This is a genomic window from Janthinobacterium sp. BJB301 (assembly GCF_002735685.1).
Classification (GTDB): domain Bacteria; phylum Pseudomonadota; class Gammaproteobacteria; order Burkholderiales; family Burkholderiaceae_D; genus Janthinobacterium; species Janthinobacterium lividum.
The window spans coordinates 497665-520825 of the sequence record NZ_PDZJ01000001.1 but is presented as its reverse complement, the minus strand read 5'-3'; the positions used below and the strand labels follow the sequence as shown (position 1 = coordinate 520825).

At 54.6% G+C, this 23161-nt stretch carries 16 protein-coding genes and 1 pseudogene; 8 read left to right on the top strand and 9 right to left on the bottom strand.

Features of this window, described 5'->3' with window-relative positions:
- Positions 1-43: 43 nt before the first annotated feature.
- The 4 genes from tilS to cysS all read right to left on the bottom strand — a co-directional run bounded on the left by tilS (position 44) and on the right by cysS (position 4753).
- On the bottom strand, positions 44-1462 hold the full coding sequence (gene tilS, locus CSQ91_RS02340) for a tRNA lysidine(34) synthetase TilS (protein ID WP_099387262.1): 1419 nt from the start codon (positions 1460-1462) through the stop codon (positions 44-46).
- A 145-nt stretch (positions 1463-1607) separates the two neighbouring features.
- A complete protein-coding gene (locus CSQ91_RS02335; RefSeq protein ID WP_034784047.1) occupies positions 1608-2582 on the bottom strand; it encodes an acetyl-CoA carboxylase carboxyltransferase subunit alpha in 975 nt (324 codons plus the stop codon).
- Positions 2583-2636: 54 nt separating this feature from the next.
- Positions 2637-3356 carry a DNA-3-methyladenine glycosylase family protein gene (locus tag CSQ91_RS02330; protein WP_070279786.1) on the bottom strand — a complete coding sequence of 240 codons (720 nt, stop codon included), beginning with the start codon at positions 3354-3356 and terminating at the stop codon, positions 2637-2639.
- Positions 3356-4753 carry a cysteine--tRNA ligase gene (cysS, locus tag CSQ91_RS02325; RefSeq protein WP_099387261.1) on the bottom strand — a complete coding sequence of 466 codons (1398 nt, stop codon included), beginning with the start codon at positions 4751-4753 and terminating at the stop codon, positions 3356-3358. Before cysS ends, CSQ91_RS02330 begins: the two co-directional genes overlap by 1 nt.
- Positions 4754-5031: 278 nt before the next feature.
- Here cysS and CSQ91_RS02320 point away from each other — a divergent pair, with 278 nt between their 5' ends.
- From CSQ91_RS02320 to CSQ91_RS02305, 4 genes are all read left to right on the top strand, one after another.
- Positions 5032-5661 carry a peptidylprolyl isomerase gene (locus tag CSQ91_RS02320; RefSeq protein ID WP_180278319.1) on the top strand — a complete coding sequence of 210 codons (630 nt, stop codon included), beginning with the start codon at positions 5032-5034 and terminating at the stop codon, positions 5659-5661.
- A 73-nt stretch (positions 5662-5734) separates the two neighbouring features.
- A complete protein-coding gene (locus tag CSQ91_RS02315; RefSeq protein WP_092610294.1) occupies positions 5735-6226 on the top strand; it encodes a peptidylprolyl isomerase in 492 nt (163 codons plus the stop codon).
- 86 nt (positions 6227-6312) lie between these two features.
- Positions 6313-7068 carry a UDP-2,3-diacylglucosamine diphosphatase gene (locus CSQ91_RS02310; protein WP_099387260.1) on the top strand — a complete coding sequence of 252 codons (756 nt, stop codon included), beginning with the start codon at positions 6313-6315 and terminating at the stop codon, positions 7066-7068.
- 69 nt (positions 7069-7137) lie between these two features.
- Complete coding sequence (locus tag CSQ91_RS02305; RefSeq protein WP_099387259.1) at positions 7138-7887, top strand: DUF72 domain-containing protein; 750 nt, start codon at positions 7138-7140, stop codon at positions 7885-7887.
- Here the strand turns inward: CSQ91_RS02305 and CSQ91_RS02300 are convergent.
- On the bottom strand, positions 7884-10145 hold the full coding sequence (locus tag CSQ91_RS02300) for a hypothetical protein (RefSeq protein ID WP_143450925.1): 2262 nt from the start codon (positions 10143-10145) through the stop codon (positions 7884-7886). The genes CSQ91_RS02305 and CSQ91_RS02300 overlap by 4 nt on opposite strands.
- A gap of 320 nt (positions 10146-10465) precedes the next feature.
- Positions 10466-11170, bottom strand: coding sequence for a hypothetical protein (locus CSQ91_RS02295; protein ID WP_099387257.1), 705 nt, complete (start codon positions 11168-11170; stop codon positions 10466-10468).
- Between the two features lie 542 nt (positions 11171-11712).
- Between CSQ91_RS02295 and CSQ91_RS02290 the strand changes: the two genes are divergently transcribed.
- On the top strand, positions 11713-12954 hold the full coding sequence (locus tag CSQ91_RS02290; RefSeq protein ID WP_180278318.1) for an RES family NAD+ phosphorylase: 1242 nt from the start codon (positions 11713-11715) through the stop codon (positions 12952-12954).
- 276 nt (positions 12955-13230) lie between these two features.
- On the top strand, positions 13231-14214 hold the full coding sequence (locus CSQ91_RS02285; protein WP_099387255.1) for a reverse transcriptase family protein: 984 nt from the start codon (positions 13231-13233) through the stop codon (positions 14212-14214).
- 169 nt (positions 14215-14383) lie between these two features.
- Here the strand turns inward: CSQ91_RS02285 and CSQ91_RS02280 are convergent, their stop codons facing one another.
- Both CSQ91_RS02280 and CSQ91_RS28485 read right to left on the bottom strand, forming a co-directional pair.
- Entirely contained in the window at positions 14384-16099 is a 1716-nt protein-coding gene (locus CSQ91_RS02280) for an ATP-dependent nuclease (protein ID WP_180278317.1), read from the bottom strand.
- A 250-nt stretch (positions 16100-16349) separates the two neighbouring features.
- Entirely contained in the window at positions 16350-17903 is a 1554-nt protein-coding gene (locus tag CSQ91_RS28485) for an esterase/lipase family protein (RefSeq protein WP_143450924.1), read from the bottom strand.
- Between the two features lie 372 nt (positions 17904-18275).
- Here CSQ91_RS28485 and CSQ91_RS28480 point away from each other — a divergent pair, with 372 nt between their 5' ends.
- Positions 18276-19673 carry an AlbA family DNA-binding domain-containing protein gene (locus CSQ91_RS28480; RefSeq protein ID WP_143450923.1) on the top strand — a complete coding sequence of 466 codons (1398 nt, stop codon included), beginning with the start codon at positions 18276-18278 and terminating at the stop codon, positions 19671-19673.
- 255 nt (positions 19674-19928) lie between these two features.
- Here the strand turns inward: CSQ91_RS28480 and CSQ91_RS02270 are convergent.
- Positions 19929-20439: pseudogene (locus CSQ91_RS02270) on the bottom strand (IS66 family transposase); the annotation flags it as partial.
- Positions 20440-20750: 311 nt separating this feature from the next.
- Between CSQ91_RS02270 and CSQ91_RS02260 the strand changes: the two are divergent.
- Positions 20751-22997 (top strand): hypothetical protein, encoded by a 2247-nt coding sequence (locus CSQ91_RS02260; RefSeq protein ID WP_143450922.1) that lies wholly within the window; start codon positions 20751-20753, stop codon positions 22995-22997.
- Positions 22998-23161: the final 164 nt, after the last annotated feature.

The window sequence follows — 23161 nt, the reverse complement described above, 5'->3', positions numbered from 1 at the left end:
TTGGCGGCTACCCCGGGAGTGGCCGTGGCGGCTGCCCTTACGCTCAGCAGGAGAGCCAGCGCAAGGCGACGCGGGGACGATCCAGCAGGCTCAGGCAATGGCAATCGAGGCCAATACCAGCCGCGTACAGCAATTGTTGCGCCGCACAGACAAGGGGCAGGCGTTCGCGCTCCCAGGCGGGCACGTCAAACGCCTGGTAGTGGTATTTCAAGCTCTTGGTGGGACGGTTCAAGGCCAGTTTCAATCGCTCGCCGCCCTGGCGGAAATCGATGGTCAAGGTCTGTGCTTGCAGCCAGGCAATATCAATGCCCTGGCCGCCCTCTTCCACCGCATCGAAATGCAGCACGCCGCCATACGCGGGAAAGGCCAGGCTCGCTTCGCCTTGCCAGGTAAATTGCTGGCTGGCTTTTTCCAGGCCGGGAATGCCCGCATCGTCACGCTCGCGCATGCCGGCCAGGTCATCGAGCTTCGGCGTCAGGTATAAACGGTCGCGGTGGCGCCGCACATGGCATTCGGGATGCGTGACCAGCAATTGCGCATCGGGCCGCGCTTCCAGCAGCTGCGCCAGCATTTCCGCCAGCCACGCCGTCGACGGCATGCGCAAGCCGCGCGTGCCGAACCAGTGGCGCAGCAGGTTGTAGCAGCGGTCCGCACTCAGCGCGCGCAATTTCGCCAGTTCGATGCAATCGCCATCGAGGCACGCTGCCAAATCCTGGGTCGCCAGTTCCGTCAACAGGCGCTGCGCCGATTGCGCGTGCTGGGCGCTGCGGGCGAAGCGCTCCTGGAAGCCGGGAAAGGCCTGCGCCAGCACAGGCATCACCTGGTGCCGCAAGGCATTGCGGGCAAAACGGGGGTCGTCGTTCGATTCATCGTGGATGTGCGCGATCGCATGCTTCGCCACATACGCCTCCAGTTGCCTGCGCGACACGGGCAACAGCGGGCGCGCCATCACCAGGTCCGGGTTGCCCAGCAGCTCGGGCGCGCTGTTGGCGCCATCCATGCCGGACAAGCCCGCCGTGCCGGAGCCGCGCAGCAATTGCAGCAGCACGGTTTCAGCCTGGTCATCCTGGTGGTGGGCCGTCAGCAGCAGGCGCACGCCATGCGTGGCGCACAACTGGCCCAGGGCCGCATACCGGCGCTTGCGGGCCGCCTCTTCCGTGCCCGTTTTCGCATTCTTTTCCAAGGTGACCTTGCGCGCTTCGAAAGCGATGCCCATGCCGGCGCACAATTGCCCGCAGTGGGCCAGCCAGGCATCCGCATTCGGGCTCAGGCCGTGGTGCACGTGGAACGCGTGCAAGGCCACGCCATGCTCTTGCGCCCAGGCATGCGCCAGGTGCAGCAGGGCCGAGGAATCGAGACCGCCGCTCAGGGCGATGCCGACCGTCTCGCCGGCTTGCGGTCCGCAGGTTTCCAGCGCGCTGGCAAAGATATCGGCGACGGTGGCGGTTTGTTGCTTTTTCAATGTGGACTCCGGGAATGCAAAGAGGGACAGGCGGCTAAACGGATGGTGTCGTTTAGCGGACTGTCCCTGGTGTTTTACTATCTTGTCGGCTTACGTCTTGTCGGCTTACGCTGCGCTAAGCCGACCTACGCCGACCGGCGATGGATTACTCGCTCGGCGTGGTTTCCTTGAACTTGCCATAGCTCAGCAGTTTTTCATGGCGCGCGGCCAGCAGGTCCTTGGTTTTCATGCCCTGGAACTGGCGCAGGGTGTCGGCCAGTGCGCGTTTCAGCAAGGTGGCCATCTGTTTCGGATCGCGGTGGGCGCCGCCCAGCGGTTCGTTGATGATCTTGTCGATCAGGCCCATGGCTTTCAGGCGGTGCGCCGTCAGGCCCAGCGCTTCGGCCGCGTCGGAGGCGCGCTCGGCGCTCTTCCACAGGATCGAGGCACAGCCTTCCGGCGAGATCACGGCATAGGTCGAGTATTGCAGCATCAGCACGGCATCGCCCACGGCGATGGCCAGCGCACCGCCGGAACCGCCTTCACCGATGATGGTGGCGATCAGCGGCACTTTGAGTTCAGCCATCACGTACAGGTTGTGGCCGATGGCTTCCGACTGGCCGCGCTCTTCCGCGTCGATGCCGGGGAAGGCGCCCGGCGTGTCGACGAAGGTGAAGATGGGCAAGTTGAACTTTTCAGCCACTTTCATCAGGCGCATGGCCTTGCGGTAGCCTTCCGGTTTCGGCATGCCGAAATTGCGCATGGCGCGCTCTTTCGTGTCGCGGCCCTTCTGGTGGCCGATGACCATGCACGGCTGGCCGTTGAAGCGGGCCAGGCCGCCGACGACGGACAGATCGTCCGCGTAGCTGCGGTCGCCATGCAATTCGTGGAAATCAGTAAAGATTTCATTCACGTAATCCATGGTGTAGGGGCGCTGCGGGTGGCGCGCGATCTGCGCCACTTGCCAAGGCGTCAGTTTGGCGTAGATATCTTTGGTCAGCTGCTGGCTCTTCTTGGCCAGGCGGTCGATCTCTTCCGAGATGTCGACGGCCGAATCGTCTTGCACGAAGCGCAACTCTTCGATCTTGGAATCGAGTTCCGCGATCGGCTGTTCAAAATTGAGGAAAGTCGTTTTAGTCATTGTACCTCCAGGTTTTACCGGCCACGGCGCCAGGGCGCGCGGCGTCATCTATGTTTATTTTACCGTACCGGCTGGTGCGCCGGGGGCTGTATCGGATGCGGCAGGGGCGGCTGCAGGGTCGAGACTGCGCCACAAATACCACGTCGCCACGGTGCGCCACGGTTCCCAATTGGCGGAAACCTCGCGTGCATCGCTGCGGGAAACTGGTTCGCCGGAGAAATAATTGACGCTGATGCCCTGGATCAAACCGGGGTCGTCGAGCGGCAAGACATTCGGCCGGAGCAGATTAAATATCAGAAACATCTCGGCTGTCCAGCGGCCGATGCCGCGGATCTGCACCAGTTCGGCGATGACGGCTTCGTCATCCATCTGGTCCCACTGGCTCGCGTGCACGCGTTTGGCCTTGAAATGGTCGGCCAGGTCGAGGATGTATTCGGTCTTGCGTTTGGACAAGCCACAGGCGGACAGCTGCTCGGCGCCCGCCTTCAACACTTGCGAGGGCGTGCATTTCGGGCAAGCCAGCAACAGCTTTTTCCAGGCAGCATCCGCCGCCTTGGGCGTGATCTGCTGTCCCACCAGCGAACGGGCCAGGGTGGTAAACGGGTCGCTATGGCCGACCAGGTGCAGGTCGCCAAATTGCGGGATAAGCTTTTTCATGATGCGGTCGCGCTTCATCAGCTCGATCTTCGCCTCTTCCCAGTAGTGCGGCACCTGGATCACTTGCGCCAATTCCGTCACCTTGGGCGCTTCCCCGTTTTCCCTGGACGTTGGCATCATGCGCGGCGCCAGTTGGTCGAGCCGTCAGGCTTGTCTTCAAGAATGATGCCCGCCGCCAGCAGCTCGGCACGGATCTTGTCGGACTGGGCAAAGTCGCGCGCCTTTTTCGCCGCGATGCGCGCCGCGATGGCCGCTTCGATGCCGGCCGCCTCGTCCTGTCCACCGGCGGCAGCGCCGACGGTCGCTTGCAGGAATTGCTGCGGCGTGCGTTCGAGCAAGCCGAATACGCCTGCCAGGCCCTTCAGTTGACGCGCCAGCGCTGGCGACTTGCTCTTGTTAACTTCCGTTGCCAGGTCGAACAGGGCGGCCACGGCCAGCGGCGTGTTGAAATCGTCGTCCATGGCTTCGCGCACGCGCACGGCATGCGCTTCGCTCCAGTCGATGGCGCCCTCTTCCACCGCCACGTCGGCCAGCGCCGTGTACAAGCGGGTCAGGGACAGGCGCGCGTCATCGAGATGCACGTCCGAGTAATTCAGGGGGCTGCGATAGTGCGCGCGCAGGATGAAGAAGCGGATCACTTCGGCATCGAACTTTTGCAGCACTTCGCGGATGGTGAAGAAGTTGCCGAGCGACTTGGACATTTTTTCATTATCCAGGCGCACGAAACCGTTATGTATCCAGTAATTCACGCTGGTATGGCCGAACGCGCCTTCGGATTGGGCGATCTCGTTTTCGTGGTGCGGGAATTGCAAATCCGCGCCGCCGCCATGGATATCGAACTGTTCACCGAGCAAGGCGCAGGACATGGCCGAGCACTCGATATGCCAGCCCGGACGGCCCTTGCCCCACTTCGAATCCCATTTCACTTCTTCCGGCTCCGACTCCTTCGACGACTTCCACAGCACGAAGTCGAGCGGATCGCGCTTGCCCGTGCTCACGTCGACGCGCTCGCCCGCGCGCAGGTCGTCGAGCGACTTGCCCGACAGCTTGCCGTAGTGGGGGAAGTTGCGCACGGCGTAATTGACGTCGCCATCCGCGCCCTGGTAAGCCAGATCCTTGGCTTCCAGCTGTTCGATCAGGCGCAGCATCTGCGGCACGTATTCGGTGGCGCGCGGCGTGTGGTCGGGCGTCAGGATGCCCAGCGCGGCCGTGTCTTCATCCATGTACCGGGTGAAACGCGTCGTCAGCTGGGAAATCGTCTCGCCGTTTTCCACGGCGCGGCGGATGATCTTGTCGTCGATGTCCGTAATGTTGCGCACATAGGTGACATCGAAACCGGACGCCTTCAGCCACCGGTAGATGACGTCGAACGCCATCATCATGCGCGCATGGCCGATATGGCAATAATCGTAGATGGTCATGCCGCAAACGTACATGCGTACCTTGCCTGCTTCCATCGGGACGAATACCTGCTTTTCGCGAGCCAGGGTGTTGTAAATCTTTAGATTGCTCATCGTGCTTTGCAAGTGGAGCGGCCGCCAGCCTGGCAAAACGACAGACAGGCGCGGACACCAGGGGTGCCGCGCCACTGAACTGCCGTGTGCGCCGAGACTGTACGACCCGCTATATTGTTGTTCTTGTTTGTTAGAATTAGGGCGTTAGCGGTCAAGTATAACATTGATAAAAACCATACTGGCCCGATATGAATCAGGTTTTTACGATGTTCAACCGAAACTCACTTCTTTTGGCAACAACGCAAGTTTAAAGAAAAATAACGATCAAGGACGCCTTCATGCAAGAAATCAAATCGAAACGCCTGTCTTTCCTGGCCCGCTTTTGCACCCTGTTTGCCGGCCTGACCCTGGGCAGCGCCGTCGTGGCAGCCGCTCCGGCGACCGCTCTCGACCCAACGCCGCACGTGGCCCTGAAAACCAGCATGGGCGAGATCGTGCTGGAACTGGACCAGGAAAAAGCACCGAAAAGCGTGGCCAACTTCCTGCAGTACGTCAACAGCGGTTATTACAAGGGCACCGTATTTCACCGCGTCATCGACGGCTTCATGATACAGGGCGGCGGCTTCGACAAGAACATGAAACAGAAAGCCACCAAGGCGCCGATCAAGAATGAAGCGCAAAACGGCTTGCAAAACGTCACCTACAGCATCGCCATGGCGCGCACGGGCGACCCGCATTCGGCCACCGCGCAATTCTTCATCAACGTCAACGACAATGGCGCGCTCGACTACCCTGGCCGCGACGGCTTCGGCTACACGGTGTTCGGCAAAGTCGTCAGCGGCATGGACGTGGTCGACAAGATCAAGGCCGTGCCGGTAGCCGACAAGGGCCCGCACCAGAACGTGCCGGTCACCCCCGTGGTGATCGAATCGGCGACTTTACTCAAGTCCGTGCCCGCAAAACTGTAAAATAGCGTTTTTGCGGCGCCCGCCTGGCTGGCGCCACTGAATCAATTATTCATCCAATTTATTAAGGATTATCATGACCTCCGTCATCATCACCACCAATCTGGGCAAGATCACCGCTGAACTGGACGCCGAGAAAGCGCCGAAAACGGTTGCCAACTTTCTGGCCTACATGAAAGCCGGTCACTACGACAACACGATTTTCCACCGCGTCATCGACGGTTTCATGATCCAGGGCGGCGGTTTCGAGCCAGGCATGAAACAAAAGCCTGCCGACACCACCGTGGAAAACGAAGCCAAGAACGGCTTGAAAAACGATACCTACACGCTGGCCATGGCCCGCACGTCGGATCCGCATTCGGCATCGGCCCAGTTCTTCATCAACATCAAGAACAACAGCTTCCTCGACTATCCAGGCCAGGACGGCTGGGGCTACGCCGTGTTCGGTAAAGTCACCGACGGCAAGGAAGTCGTCGACGCCATCCGCGCCGTGAAAACCTCGCGCGCCGGCATGTTCGCCGACGTGCCAGTCACCGATGTCATCATCGAAAAAGTCGAAGCAGTTTAATTCGGCCACTGCACCATGAATAACAGGCATTGCAGCGTTTGCGCCTCTCCATGCACTTCACTTTTTGGGAGCGTTGAACGATGACAATGCCTGCCGCACTCTTTATTTCCGACCTGCATCTGCAGAGCTCGCACCCGCGCACCAGTGCGGCGTTTCTTTCTTTCCTGGAACACCATGCGCAATATGCGCAGGCGCTGTATCTATTAGGCGACCTGTTCGAATACTGGGCCGGCGACGATGACCTGGAAGACCCGTTCAATGCGCGCATGACGGCCGCCATCCGCGCCGTCAGCGATGCGGGCGTGCATGTGTACTGGATCGCCGGCAACCGCGACTTCCTCGTCGGCTCCGGCTTTGCCGCCGCCGCCGGCGCTACCCTGCTCAGCGAACCGCACGTGGCCACGATTGCCGGCCAGCGCATCGTCCTGCTGCATGGCGACGCCGAATGCACGAAAGACGTCAGCTACATGGAGTTTCGCGCCATGGTGCGCCAGCCCGCCTGGCAAAAACAGTTCCTCTCCATGCCGCTGGCGCAGCGCAAGGCCATCATCGACGGTTTGCGTCAGAGCAGCCGCCAGCATAATGGCGAAAAATCCATGGACATCATGGATGTCACGCCCGATGCTGTCGCGCAAGTATTTGCCGAACACGCGAGCACCGTCATGATCCACGGCCACACGCACCGCCCTGCCCTGCATAAAGTCGACGCTACCTTGCGCTATGTCTTGCCCGACTGGGAATGCGACGTGACGCCGCCACAACAGCCGCGCGGCGGCTGGATCGCCATCGATGCGCGCGGCAACGTCACGCGCCACGACCTGAACGGCGACATCATCGACTAGGCTTGCGCCGACTGCCGCACGGGCGTTTGTCCGATAGCCGCGCCCGCCTGGCCCTGCTGTAATGGCGCCATGCACACTGTTTACATCGGCACGGCCGGCTGGAGCCTGTCCAGCGCCGCCGCCAGCCACTTCCCCCTCGATGGCAGCCATCTGCAGCGCTATGCCCAGGTCTTGCCCTGCGTGGAAATCAACAGCTCGTTCTACCGCCAGCACCAGAGCGCCACTTACGCGCGCTGGGCCGACAGCGTGCCCGCCCATTTCCGCTTCAGCGTGAAATTACCGCGCAGCATCACGCACGAGCGGCGCCTGCGCGACTGTGCAGCCGAACTGGAACGCTTTGCGGGAGAAGTCATGCAACTGGGGAATAAACTGGGCTGCATGCTGGTGCAGCTGCCGCCCAGCCTGCGTTTCGAGGCGGACGTGGCCGCCGCATTTTTCCTTGCGCTGCGCCAGCGCTTCGACGGCATGCTCGCGTGCGAAGCACGCCATCCCAGCTGGTTCGAGGCAAGCGCAACCGAGCTGTTAACGATGCAGCGCATCACGCGCGTGCGCGCCGATCCGCCTGCGGGACAGCCGGGGCCGCACATACCGACGACCAGCGTGGCCTACCTGCGCCTGCACGGCAGCCCGAAAATATATTATTCCGACTACCTGGCCGACTACCTCACGGCGCTGGCCGCGGAATTGCACACACCAGCGCATGTGGACAGCTGGTGCATCTTCGACAATACGGCGGCCGGGGCCGCCCTGTTCAATGCGCTGGATTTGCAGGCGCGGCTGACGGATGCGCCAGCCACGTCTACGCATCGCTCCATTTAAGGCAACGGCATCTGGATGATGGCGCGGGCGGTATAACCATACAAGGTTCCGTTGCCAAAAGCCAGGACCTCCACGATGGGATTTCCCCATGCCATTTGCGGTGAGGAAATGACCCCGGCCGTATCGATCTTGCGTACGCCATCCTGGCCGCTCACGTACAGGTTGTCGGCCTGATCAATGATCAAACTGGGAAAGCCGGAAAATGACAGGCTGCCCACGCCAGGCGCACCATCGGCATTCTTAGTCGAGTACAAGGTGCCGGCAAACACGCTCACGGCGCCGGAACGATTTACCTTGAATATTACTTGATGATAGTAGTCATCAAAATACATATCCCCCTTGCTATCAAATACCATGCTGTAAGGAAAAATGCTTGGCAAGCCGGGATTACTATCAGCAATGTCACTCAAGAGCGCCTCAAAGGACACAAACAAGGAAAATACGCCACCGGGCGGACGACGATGAATCCCATTGCCGCCAGATACCGTCCACGTGACATAGCCATCCTTGTCAACCGCCAAGGCATACTGCTGAACGCTGACGCTGGTATGCGGCAATTGCTCGATCGTGGACATGATCCCATCACCAGTGATCTTGCGCAAATTAAGCGCATAGGAATTCGGCGCCCTGTCCGCAAAATACACGGCCCCATCCGCGCCGCAAGCGATCGCCGCAGGGTTCTGCATGGTCGCGCTGAGCCGCGGGCCGTCATCGCTGCCGGCGCGACCGGCAATCCCCGCATAGACCTCGAGCTTGCCAGTTGGCGCCAGCCGGCGCAGCACCTTGTTGGCTGCATCGAGCAGATAAGTATTCCCGCTGGGGTCGCTGCACATGGCCGATGCCTTAAGAGTACCCACGCGGGCCACAGCGCCCACGCCGTCCACCTGCCCCGCATCACCCGCCATGGCAGGCACAGTCGAAATCCTGTTCGCGGCATCTACCCGGCTCAAGCGCTGCAGGGTGAAATCATAGACCAGCATACTGCCTGAATCTTCGAGCAATATGTGCGTTAAGTTTTTCCACTCGACATATTTTCCCGTCGCGTCAGGCACGTGCCGCCCTACCACTGTCGTCACTTCACCATCGGGCGTCATGCGGCGGATAGATTCGCGGTCGGCCAGCAACAAATTGCCGCTGCGCTCGAACACCATGCCCCGCACGCGCGTGAAACTGGCATCAGTACCCTTGCCGTCATAGCCTGACGTTATTGGACTTCCCGCGACCGAGGTCGCCACGCCATTGGCAAGGCGATAGACCTTGTTGCCTCTACCATTACTCAAGTAAATGACACCGTTGGCATCAACTGCCATATGGCCCACCGACTCGCCAATCATTTTATTGATGGAACTGACCACGCCGTCTGGCGTCACTCTGCGAATCTGAGCCGGCCCGTCATCGACGAGCAGCAAATCTCCATTTCGGTCCATTGCCATGCTGGTGATCAATCCAAACTGGGCTTGCCCCCCCGTCCCATCAACATACCCGGGTACGCCGTCCGGCCCGGCCTGTGTCGCGCTGCAATTGGCGCGTCGCTGCCCAGCCAAGGTACTGACCACCCCGTCGGGCGTAATTTTTCGCACCAGTCCATTGCAGTTATCGGCCACATACAAGTTCCCCTTGCCATCGATCGCCAGCAGCGCGAGACTGCCCCCCAAGTAAAAAGTCGCGCTGGCGGCAGGCCCGTCAGCGGCACCAGACTTGCCGGGTATGCCAGCATGGATACTGAGACGACCGTCAGGGGCGAGCTTGTGGATCACGTGTGCGGACGCATCGGCGATGTAATAATTGCCCGCGCCATCCCGCACCATGCCATCGACACGCTGGATCTGTTCCTGCACGCCCGCCAGCAAGATGGGCAGGCAACGCACGGCCAGGGTGCTGACATCCGCGCTGCCCATGGTCGCCGCGCCTTGCGCGATGCTGCAGCCCAGACCAGCGGAAGCGCTGTCGACCTTGCCTTGATACGCCGTGCCCGCCGCCAGCTTGCCGGCAAAGCTGAAGGGACCGTTGGCCGTGACGGTCAGCTTTTCCGTGCCGTTCGCCAGCACGACGCTGGCGCCAGGCAGCAAGCCGCTGACCGTGCCGCCCAGCAGATAGCGCGGCGTTTCGACCGGCGCCACCGGTGTCGGAGGCGTGGACGTGCCGCCGCCGGAACCGCCGCCACAGGCGCTCAACAGCGCCAACAGTGCGGCGCCGCAGCCGGCACGCCTGAACAAGTTCTGTACTTCTCCAAAGCAATTTATCATTTCTGCTTTCATGGTTGTGGCGACATGCGCGCCAAAAGTTATCAAGTAAGATTTTTAAACACGCAACATTATAGTTTCCTTATTATTCTCGCCAAATATAGTCGTAAATTGTTCCGGGGCAAGAATCGACATTGCCGCGCCAAACGATTTCCTTAAAGTCGTAAATCGACACCTTGGCAGACTTCAATTTAGCGGAACTTCGTATAATAAAGTCGTAAATAAAGTCGTAAATGACACGTAAATGCAGTTCACCCGGAGCAAGCTCCCCAGCCTTGGACAGCCTTCGCCCCTCCCGGGCACTGCGCTCTTACTAAAGCGCGCTTCAAAGGAGGTCAGTAGTCAGACATCGACATGTGGCCCTGACGGATGCGGCTGCCTGCTCTGCAGTACCTGACGATGTATGTCAGATCGTGCAGTTCAGAAATCAAAGGTATTCCGGCGACGGAAACCTTAGCGTCTTCCACGTCGATTTGCAAACCGTACCGGCCGTTGGACATATGCTTCAACAAGCTCTCTTCTCGCAGCCGCTTCAATTGCGAAGAGTGCAGCCAGAATAAAGTGACATCTGCCGCACTGAAATCGTAAATGGACAGGCGACCCTGGCGTCTGAGAGCCCGTCCCCCGAGAGAGGCGCGGGCCTCCCGGTGCATCATCAGGTCTCGATCCACTGCGATGACTGCATCTGGATCGTCGCCACGCTCATAAGATCCAGGATCGGAGCTTCCGCGCAGGTTTGACAAAAGAACAAAAACGCAATACCGGTGCTCGCCCTTGCATAAAAAGTCAAGCTCGTCGGCATCCATAGCTACAAATGCGCCGGTCTGGTCTAATAACGTGCTCTTTACTTGGATCTCCGCATTCAATGGGTCTTCATTGTTGAATCGGACCCTCGCGGTGTTGGTTAACATCCAGTCAATACCGACGTCGGGTGAGACCTTCTGAGCTTCGTACCCGTAGAAATAGAACAAGCTGCAGACGTGGTGCTCGGCAAACGTACCCTGAAAGAATTTTTCCCAGTTTTCGTGAGTTATTGGCATGTGAAATGAAAATTTAGTTTAGGGCGGCACTGCACGTTGCCTCGACTGGATTTCTGCCACAGGGCTTCAGAGCATCAGTCGTAGTGCCCTTGAAAATGGCCGTCCTCCGGCGCACGGCACCGATCACCGAGAGGTGAATTCTACCCGGAAATTACTCTCAGGAAATTTCATTAATTTACGCTCCCGCGAGTTGGTCTTTTTTACGAGCAGAGACTAACGGACTAGATGAAACGCGGCTCTGGCGCAGGCTTGTAGGCGTACGCGGAGTATCTGCTATCCACATTTCGGTGACAGAGAACCACGGCATTTGGCTTGTTTCCAAAGCGTGGTGCTTGAACAATGTTCCGAACACCAAGCATAACCATGGCCGATAAAACCACCTGCGAACATGGTGCCGTTGTATTTTGTTACCCGTTCGACTGCCGAGCAGACAGCCGAATTTTCGGGCGGAGCTCAAGATGGTGCTGAATTTACGTTTAAGATTTTCCTCCAGCACGTCAGTTGTGTTATGTTGAATGAAACGATTTCACGGTGAGATACGAATGACCAAGGGAATAAAGTCACTACGCGGAATTTTTGGTGAGGCTGATGATACCAATGAGATTATCTGCAGTGAGTGTGTTCAAGAGCCTTTTTTGATCGAGCACATGATCGTTCCTGTATCGGTGCTGCGCGCCTGCATTGGATGTGGAAAGACTGTGAATCGGGCCTTCATTTCGGGAGCTATTGCATCGCTTTGCCGCACAACGCTCGAAACCTATTTCGAAATCGACCACGGAATTTACCCTGGCTACGAGCTCAGCTTGGTGGATGTGCTGAGGCGAGCACTTTATTGCAATAATGTTACCGCATTAGAATCGGTTGCTAGCCTTTTAGAAGTTGAAGGAAGTGGGGATGATGAATCTGATCAGTTCTTCTCATTAGGGCAGGAATACCGCAGAAAAAGCTCTCCCTTTGATGATGAAGAGCATGAACGGTGGTATGTGCTTGGAGATTGGCATACCGTTGCTAACCAACTTACACACGGTCGAAGGTTTTTTAACCAGAGCGCACAAGTGCTTTTCCATGGGATTGTGCGCGAAGCTTTGTCCGCTGAGGACCATATCGTTCCAGGGCTACGTCCTGTCGTGAAGAAGGTGCCTGAAGGGAGCGAATATTTTCGGGCGCGAGTTTCGCGAAATTTCAAAGAACGGCAGAGTTTCTGCAGTTTTCCAACGGAGCACTTGGGGGCTCTACCCAAAGAAGTAGCAGCGAACAACAGGATGAGTGCTGCTGGGATACCACATCTGTATCTTTCAGCGGACTTAAGGACGTGTGTCGCAGAGGTCAGACCCTCAATTGGCGACGAGGTCGTGGTTGGAAAATTCACCACCACGAAGAACCATATAATTTTTGATCTGACTGCATTTTCTAGGCAATTTAACCACAAGCCTATTAGTTTCTTCGATCCGTCACATGAGGAGCGCCATCTTCTTCGTTTACTACTCTCGCACCTTCACGTCGAACTAGGACGACCGGTGAAGATACACGATACTGACTATGTGATGACCCAAGCACTTGCAGAGTACATCCGATTTGAATGCGGCGAAAAATTCGATGGAATCGCCTTTGAATCCGTTCAAAATTCGGGCGGGGTGAACTATATGCTCTTCGATAGTGGTACCGACGAGGAACAGGGGTGGCCCGATTGGAAACCAAAATTCAACGTTCAAATAAGCAGTTCGAATGTGTCGGTCGTCAAGATCAGCGCCCTTTCATATTCGATGACTGATCTAGCACCGTAACCGTGCTGAGTTATCGTTTGCTGTGGTCAAATAATTCCGGACACAACGTTAGATTCACGTGCTCTCCTCATAAGATGGATTTCCCACCTATCGAGGAATACTGGGAAATTAGACCACAGCATTACTGGTGCAAAGATGAATAATGTTGCATCGCAAAGTCGTCCCTGCTATTCTCTTCAGTGGCAACGGTGAGATGACTGGTCACAGAAAACTCTGTGGGTTCGAGTCGAACCCGTCCCTCATGGCCTCCCTTTATCCATCTCGTCGTTGCCTCTCATGACCAAAGCCAAATTGAAAGACCTCACGACGCTGGACGATGTGGCACGCGCCTGTGGTATCGAGCCGGACTTCATTTTGGGTTTTGTAAAAAACACAATCCAAAAGGACTACTTTTATGTTGTGAAGATGGCTAAGCGAGGCCGTCGACGTAAGGGAGAGTATAGAGTTGTATTTCAGGCCCGAGAAAAGCGGCTTTCAGATTTTCATCGATCCATTTCAATGATTGTCTCTAACAGTGCGTGCTTCGGCGATCATGTCCAAGGGTTTCGGAAGAAACATTCCGCGCGTACAAATGCCGAACATCACCTCGGCGCAGCCATTTTATTGCATGCTGACATTAAAGGGTTTTTTGACGCAATCACCACAGCACAAGTGAAAACTGCGCTCATCTCTGAGGGAAGTCCACCTCCAGTTGCAGAGCTAATTGCTAAGGCATGTACCATCGATGGATTCCTACGCCAAGGCACACGGTGCAGCCCAGTTCTGGCAAACTTGGTGTGCGTCGCCATGGATCAGTCTTTTCTGCGTCTGGCCCGTTCCCACACTTGCAACTACACACGATATGCAGATGATTTGACGTTCTCCGGTGAGCGTGTTCCGTGTGATGAGGCCGTACGCGAAATACTGGCGGCAGATGGATTCGCGCTCCGGGATGGTAAGTGTTACCGCCAGTTTCGCGGCAAGACTCAGTACGTCACAGGGCTGACGGTAGCTGACCCAAATCGACCTCGACTCCCCAAGCAACTCAAGCACGACCTACGTACGACAATGTATTTCATTGAGCGTCATGGCTTAGCCGACCATTGGGAGAGGATAGGAGAAGAGCATCCGATGAAGAAGGAGGCTTGGCTCCAGGGGATGCTTCGGTACGCATGGTCAATCGAACCGAACTTGGTGCGACGCTGGCAGTATATCCTCGATAGAGCGTTTACCGAGAGAGCTCCATACATAATAGACATTACCGACGAAGACTACGGCTGAGGAGGTTGCTCACACGCGGCCTAACGCCGGAAGCCCTGAGGCAACTTCAGCATGTCAGGCTGCTGCAGAAGGCGTCATTTTACCAGTCCGATTGGCATCAACGCTGGCCGCAAGCGCAGCGTTTAGCCGCTGGTGACTTAGTTTAACTGTACAGGACGAAATAGCGATGCTATACCAGCAGTGCAGCAAGCTCTGGCGAGCGCAATGCCTCTGAAATCGAGAAAATTCGATCCGGAATTCCACGGTCTCGGAGGACGTCGCGTACTCCCTTCATAAGCAACTTTCCATGAATGGCTTGAGTAAACGCGCCGGTCATGAGGCGAGCGCACTCCACAGCGATATCTCCAGCATTGGGTTGCTGCCCCTCAGCCCTAAGGTTATTGCAACGTGTATTTATGTATTTCTTCATTAGCTCATCGTGACGGACGGCAAAGGCGGTTTCAATAATCGACATAGCCTCTGCCACCTCGATAGCACTGCTTTGCGCTAAATGCTCCGCGGTCATGAAATACGACTCTAAATCGTTTCCAGCGGGGATGAAAAAACGTACATTTAGTGCCGCGAACTTTGCTTGGTACGCATCCAACGCAGGCTCGCTTAGAAAGTCTCTATCCCTATGAAGAATGAAAATCGCATCATTGTGTCGAACTCGAAGCTGACGAATAAGCGCCGCAGCAGTTGCAAGTTGAGTGCAACCTGAATAAGAAATTATATCGCACTCGTCCAAATCGACCCCATTTGCCTCAAGAAAAATCTTAAGTATTCCGTGATCCTCATCTTCTGTAAACACGATGAAGCGTGGATTTCCGAGCCGCTCCCCAACATTTAGAGCCCCAATTTCCAGCAACGCCTTGACTTGATAGTCTTCAACGTTCGGTTGGACATCCCCGTTTTTAAGCCAAACCAAGCGGGCGTTGTCCCACAATGCTTCGACTAAATGGCGGCTATGAGTAGAGATAACAATGTTCAAGCCACCGTGCGACGCATTTATTAATTCGTTCGCCAACTGTTTCTGATTGTTCGGATGAAGATGACTATCGGGTTCGTCTAACAAAAGAATCTTCGGAGCGAAGAGATTAATGTACGAAAATATTTGGATCGCCTGTAGAACACCGGTGCCACAAGCGTCGATCGGATAAGTTACGCCATCTCGAACAACTTTACATTGGATCATTTCGTCCGCATCCGCATCGAAAGAAACATCCAGCTGGTATTCAGGAAAGATTCGCCCAATTTGCGCTTGAAATCGCTGCCATTTACCCTCGTCTGCTTTTAATTGCAAGAGAATGTTTCGAAAAACCCCGTTCGAGTCACCCTTTGCAGCTGCTTTACGAACAACTAGCTTGGTCTCAAACTCTTCCTCCGAAGGGATACCCGCCAAACCCGTAACTAGCGCACTATATGGACTGACAATTGATTGAAGTTGTACCCCCAATGGCTGACCAATCAGCTGAAGACTAACATTCTTGTTACGCCCTTTTCGGACAATTACTTTTGTTTCAAGCTCTCCATCGGTATAAGTAATGTTGATTGCTTCTGCTTCCGGCTCGCGAAGCTTGCCGTTCGGCCCAAGTGAGAGAACATCCTTAATGGGGGAGTAGACAAGGTCGTTTTGGCCGATTGAGGTAGCCAAACGGCCATCGCCCCAAACACCGCCTTGCATGGCCGATGTTTGAGCTACTGAAGCACCAAATTGAATAGCTTGCAGGACTGAGCTTTTCCCAGCGTTGTTCCCACCAACAAGCAAAGTGAGACCATCGATCTCAAGTGGCACGTTCTGTAAGCTCTTGAATCGTTCAATTAAGACCTTCATAAATCCGAAATCCTTTAAAAGTAAAAAATCAAGCGCCATTACTCGTGCTAGAAACAATGGCGGGATACTCATTTCGCCAGCCATCAACGGCCATACCGCCTCACTACTGCTGACAATTGCTGACAATTGCTGGAGAATACCACCTTGCCCAAGCGAAAAAGCGTGAATTATAACTGAGTATGCATATCGCAATTAACGTTCATATTAGGAGACGGCTAAGGCTCGCAAGTCTAAAAGTTTCGGCGCCAGCGACTAGGGGTGTTACTGCGCGTACAAGCCCCCCCATGTGTATCAGATTTAATCCGTCGATGAGACAATCCGGCTAAGGCAACGGATTCGAGTCGCGCGTGTGCTTCTCGCCAGTTGCCACATTCTCGGCATATCGCAAGCGCGTTCGAATTCCCTCAAAACGTTGTGCAGCTTCCTCGCTGCCAAGCCTGCTAAGATGGTCACTTGATAGAAACGCAAGCAAGGCCGCCAACTCTTCTAGAGGGGCATACTTCCGGGCACCCAACACCGGTACGTTGACGTCACGATGAAACTTCGCTCGAATTTCTGCCGCAGCTTGCTTCACATACGGAGATATGTCGAAGTCATTAACATGAACCTGCTCAAATGACTCGCCCAATTTACTGAGTCTATGAACTAAAGGCGATACTATCAGTTTGCGTGTGCAATCCTCCGTCGAGAGTTCGCTAAATGTTCTTTCGGGGCAGAAGTACAAGTAAGCCGAAAAGGACATCGTCGCTAATTCAACAAGAGCTAAAGAGCTTAAAATTGGATTTAGGACTAATTCTCTTACACTGGCGTTTCGAAGGTGATTTTTTGCAGCTGCGCTTATAAGTGGGTTTTGCGCTAGCCGCTTGCAAATGCCTTCAACCTGCTGCCGCAGCCTGTCGGGCGCGTCCGTCACCAGGCATATGCTGGTGTAAACTTGGTCTCGAACATCAGCGTCTTTTATGCCATAACAACGCGCAAACGCAAGATGAACTTTGTGAGGCGGCACTTGGTCTGGGGAAATGGCTTCCATTTGTTGAGAATTTGGCATAACCGATGCAACATCCGATGCCCAACGTTCAAGCGATGCTGTCTCGACTTCGCGAACAAAAGACACCATCGACGAATGTATGGCAGCTGAACGGTCACAGGGCTTCGAAATTGTAAAATGATTCGCCTCAACGGGAATGCCTACTTCTCCCGGAATGTGCGCCTCAGCGCTCGTAGGCGATACAATGGTCACGCCCGGGAGGATTCGACCCAAGGCCCATATACGCAATCTCACCGGCTCTGTTTCAATAAAGACCCGTGTTTTGATCTTTCTATCTGCGAGAAGCTTAAGAAAATATTGATTAAGGGTTTCCAGGTTTGCGTTATCAAGTCGTAAGTCACTCATTTGCGGGTTAGCTCTGGCAAGATGGCTCCATGCTGCCAAAGTGGCCAAGCGAGAACCGAAATGGGGCGTGCCAACGAATGCGATGCCCTTGATGTTACGTACAAGCTTTGCATGACGCTCGACCTCCCGTGACATGCCATGTTGCAGAGCCGTCTTGATGAGTAGGCCACCCAAACTGTGTCCAACAAGTATAAGCGGTCCGTCCATCAATGCAGGTTCGTTGCATAGACGTTCGAGCGCTGCTGTAGCTTGCCGAGGTAGAGCCATGGAGTCAGACTTCCAACGCGTGGCCGCTGCACCATAGCCAAGCACCCATACCGGACAGTTAAGATCCTCACCGATCCATTTCGGCCAAAGCTTGGTGGGGTCGGAGGAGTCGCTCATCCACGTTTTCTTGATATCGCCGTCTAAGCCGTGAATGAAAACCAATCGTGCCCTGCCAGTCGCATCGGTCGGATTGTGAATCTGCAGCAAATCGGCCATTTGTTCCTCTCTCTATATTATGGACAGTGTTACACAAACCACGCCCCCCCGGCAGATTTGAGGTTCATTTTAGAATGGCTAATTCTTGCAACATCCTGTGCGTAACGCCCTCCGTGCCGCCGAGACCTTCGCTTCCTCTGTGCTCCACGCGACCAGCCACGCACGGGCCAGACACCCGTTTTTGCTTGCCAAAACACTTATCGAGAAGGCAGGTATCGCACCAATCTATTTCCACGCGCGACCATCGCATATTCCCCTGCCTCATTCCCCTAACATGGGTGATCGCATGAAGTCTGCAGGCAACTGAAACCGATTATAATTTGTCGTGCATTTGCCAAAAACGAACTACTTTACCGATTTGTGAGAATTCTTATGAATGCCAGTCCGGACCGAATCGACGCTCTCTTGCAACGTCCCGCAGAGAGCCTAAATGTCGAGTTGAAAAACTGGATAGACCCTCGTACTCCAGAGGGACAGGCAAAAATTATCAAGGCTGTTTTCGCGCTCAGAAATCGAAATGGAGGGTTTCTAATTATCGGCTTCAACAACTCATCACTACAGCCTGATCCATATATTTTGGACGAATCCCAGCAAGTCCTTTTCCATCCCGACCGTGTTCAAGAATTGGTATCTAGACACGTTCATGACCCCTTTGAAGTGACTGTCGAAGTTCGATCCGTTGACGGACAGGACCATCCGGTTATTGTTGTGCCAGAAGGCGTAAGAATCCCAGCAAGCGTTAAGACCGCATTGTCCGGCCCAGGGAACAAGCCACTATTGGTATCTGGTGATATTTACTTCCGAACTCTCAGCGCTAACGGCATTCCGAGCAGTGCAAAAATGCATTCTCGAGACCTTCCGGGACTTCTAGAAATCTGCTTCGATAACCGCGAGGCAGACATTGGACGATTTCTGCGGCGGCAACTTGGCACGAGCGAGACTGCTAAGTTGGCGACGATAATTGGCCAAACATTACTGCCTAAGGAAAAATTATTGGACCGCGCATACGCTGTAATTGAAAACGGTAAAAAGGCATTCGAAGCCGCGCTGCAAAGACAGCCAATAACGGAAGATCGCTTGCTAGTACTGAACAACCTCACTATGGCAGTTGGTATGGCGCTTGATCCAAAAAAATTAGGCGCCCTCCCGACCCAGGCGTTTTTGAACAGCGTAGCTGGATCCAACCCTCAATACACGGGCTGGCCGGTGTGGCTCGACGGGCGGTCTATGTCAGTTCAAGACCGGCCCTACGTCGTGGACGGCTGCTGGGATACTTTGATCAATGCGCTTGAAGATCACTGGTCGAACCACCTAGAATTTATGCGCTTTAACCCAGAAGGTGAATTCTTCCTCAGGCGCGCCATGCAGGATGACTTTTCAGACAAGATCGCGGCTGGAACGGCCCTCGATCCAACACTAATGGTCTATCGAGTAGCCGAAGTACTGGCAGTTGGCATTAACATAGCTCGGGCAATCGGTTGGACGGAAGACGACAAGGCCGGCTTTTCCTTCGAATGGTCTGGATTAGATGGCCGAAGGTTAGTTGAATGGGCAGATCCAATGCGATTCTTCGGTGGCGGTGGTAGGGGGAAATCCAATTCCAAGACCGTCAGATCGTTCGTTGATATCCCGTTAGATACCCCCCATTCGGCATTAGCACCACACGTCGCGACGATAGTGGGCCCTCTCTTTGCCGCCTTTGACGGGTACCAAATGGCCGCGAGTCACATCGAAGATTGTGTACAACGCCTCATCGAAAGGAAGATGTAGCGCTCAATGAGCGTATGAAGACCCTGCCCCCCCCGTGGGACGATGCCGACATGCTCGTCTGGGGCCTGCATCGCCGGGATGTGCTGGTGTTCATTCCGATCGGAGCGGAACAGTGGTGCGCCATCTGCCGAGACACGCTCCCATTTACATGCCTTGGTGGCCCAAGCCGAACGTAAGCGTAAAGCCAGCGCCGTCTTGAACCGGGTGTTGATTTGCTTGATGATGGCATCACACCGCTGGGAAGCGGCGTGTTGTTTAGGCTGAAGGGAGCTGCCCGGCGCGGTTCCAGGGCAGCAAGTCGTCAACCCGGTTGACCAGATGGTCGGCGATGTTGGTCAGCATACGGCGCAGCCAGGCCTCAGGGGGCAACACGACCCAGCTTGGCGGTGCTGATCAGCGAGAAGATCGAGGCCGCCCGTTCGCCACCGCTGTCGGCACCGGCGAACCGGTAGTTGCGCCGGCCAATGGCGATACCGCGCGGCGCGCGTTCGGCGGCCGCGTTATTGATCTCGATGGCGCCGTTGTCGAAGTAGCGCGTCAGCGCCGGCCACAGGTTCAGGGCATAGAGGATGGCCGCCGCCGTGTCCGACTTGCGGGACAGCGTTTCCAGAGACGTGCGCAGCCAGCGCACCAGGTTATCGAGCAAGGGGCATTCCTCTGTCTGCCGCACTGACTTGCGCTGGTCCGGCGGTTTGCCACGGATTTCGGCTTCGATCAGATTCAGCTCGGCGATGCGCCGCAGCGCTTCGGTTGTCAGCGGTGTTGGCGCCGACCTAAAACTGACCCACCGGTGGGTCAGTTTTAGGTCGGCGCCAACATCCTAATCACAATATGTCTGCTTTGTCCCTATATAACCAAGCCAGTGTCACCTCAGCTTACTCGAAATATCTTCTTTCTTTTAAGTTGCGTAATGCCGATGTCATCGAATGTGCCTGACACCTTCAGCGATTCCTCATACTTAGGGAAGCTAGACACCATGTCGCAGAAATAGTTGTGGTACGACGCAAGCCAAGTGAACTTCGATAACACCTTACGAGATACAGCATTGGCTAACAATGCTACCTCTATCTGTTCCTTATGCTGACGACGAAGATTCTTAACATCAATGAAATCTCCCTCGTCCCCTTCGATGACGCACTCCGTCAAATAATTTATAAAATAGCAAAATACAGTGTACCTATTTTATTGCTGTACAGGCAAACAATAGTTGGGTTATCCTTGCCAGCAGAAAACAATGCCTACCCATTAACGACAACCCGGCAAGAATCGATTATGACTGAGCGCGAAGAAGTAGTAGAACCAAAAAATCCAATCAAAGAAGCTGTTCGTCAATTGAACTGGAATAAGTTTAAGTCAATCCTTGAAGCATATCCTGCGCCTCAAGATCTCTTTGACGACATGCTTATGATTGTATGGCACGCGGATTCAATGGTAAGACGGCGCCCGGGAGATGATGGAATAAAACGTGACGAATTTTTAGAATCCTTTGGTAGCTATTTCCACAGTCTTGGCGTTGCAAGAGCAGAGAAACTTGTGGCAGAAATGCGTTCCAAACTGCTGAGGATTGATCAAGGCTACGTTGAAATCCATTCAGTTGTTCCCAAGATGAAATCCGCAGAGCTTACTCCGCAGGATAGGATCGCAGGCGCTTTTGCCGCGCTCGACTATGCTACTCGTAGAACCATTGAAGATACGAACAATAAGATTGAAGACGTCGGCCATTTTGGCCCTGAAAGAAACTTAATCGATTCGGACAATAATCAGTACGACCCAAACGCTGTTACGCATGGTCTCACTGTCGCAGCGGGTGATGTAATTATGTTGGAGGCTTACAGGAACAAATGGTTCGACGACACGAAGCGTGTGGTGCTCCCAGACTTCGAGAAAGCAAATGCCGACGCGGCAAACTGGGCTGTTGCCAATTTGTACAATGCCAATATGTGGCGGCTCTGGAAAAACATTGATGAGAGAGTGCGCTTTTTAAATGGTAATCTAGTGGAATTGCCAGAGCTGCGGGCCGACTGGATATCGCATCTAAAATCACTAAATCCCGACGTTGCTATCCAAAAGGCTTTTGAGTTCACCCCTAGTTTCGAGGACGAAAATTTTGAGATTTTTGCAAACGAACGCTTAGATAAATTTTTGGAACAGAATCTCCATTCCATGCTTATGACGACTAATGTTGCAAAGAAAATCGCTCTCGTAAATGAATATGTTCCGTTGCCACCAAAAGGTTTAGTTTCTATTGAGGAGGCACACGCGGGCGCATCGCTTGGGCATCTTACCAAAACAGACTTGTCGAAAACGAGGGCCGGAAAACTGTTGCTGACGGAGAGATTGAGAGGATATGCAGTGTTGAAATTGCTGGTAGAGCAGCTAGAAAAAGAGCAAAAGACTTACTGTGCTCGCGTCCCTAAGTCACGCCTGCTGGATGAATTCAAACGTTGTGGTCTGACAATCGAGTCCGCCACCACTTTCATTGAGTTAGCATCTTTCCGAAGCGGCAGTCGCGATCTATATGATCAACCGCTTGTCAAAACTACCGGAGATGACTACATTCTCTTCGGTGTGTCCTTGTTAATGGCGGACTTGGTGAAAATTATGTTCTCTAGCTTGGCAAACGAGGGTTCTGTTATTAAAGACAAAGGAAAACGTTTTGAAGTAGCTACTGTCGATTTCCTTCGACAAAAAGGCTTTAATGCTCGCCAGCTAAAAGTCAAGAGGGGCGAAAAAAAAGAGCATGAATTCGATTATGATGTAGCGTTTACTTGGGGCGACCATGTTTTCTTCCTAGAGTGTAAAAATCGAGGAATTCCGCACGGCAATCCAATTGCAACCTATCATTTTAATCAGGAACTACGCAATCACGTGACGCAGGTGCGCCGATTACGGCAAGGTCTGATCGACTACCCGGATATTCTGGAGAAAGATTTCCCGGAGGCCATTGGAAAAAATCCAGTCTTCTGTGTGCTTAATGCCCTCCCCTTTTCGATAGGTCAACTTGAGGATACCTATATTATTGATGATGCTATTCTAAGAAAATTCTTCAGTTCACCATCATTAGGATTCACGTCGGGACGCATTGATGGGGAAGGGCCGCATCACCGCACCGATTTAAGAAAATTATGGTCTGGCCAAACGCCAACAGTTTCGGAATTTATCCAGTATATCAAGGCGCCACCGCAACTAGTTCTCGCGAGTAAGAGTTATGAAATGATGAACAAGGTGGAGACATTATCGCTTGATGCCTTCGTAAAAGTTATAGGCTGTTATCGAAAAGACCTGGATGCTGCGGCCATTGCAAAAATTCTTAGAGACATTTGATAAGACTGGACAAATGCAGGCTTAAGACGATCTGGTTGTTCCGTGATCGTCTGGCGCAGTTGGCGTAGACAATCAGGTATTCGATCAGGGCCAGCAACAACTGCTGTCGCAAGGCTACTTGGCGCGTTGCGGGCAGATCGTCGAAGCCTCACTGGTGCAGGCCT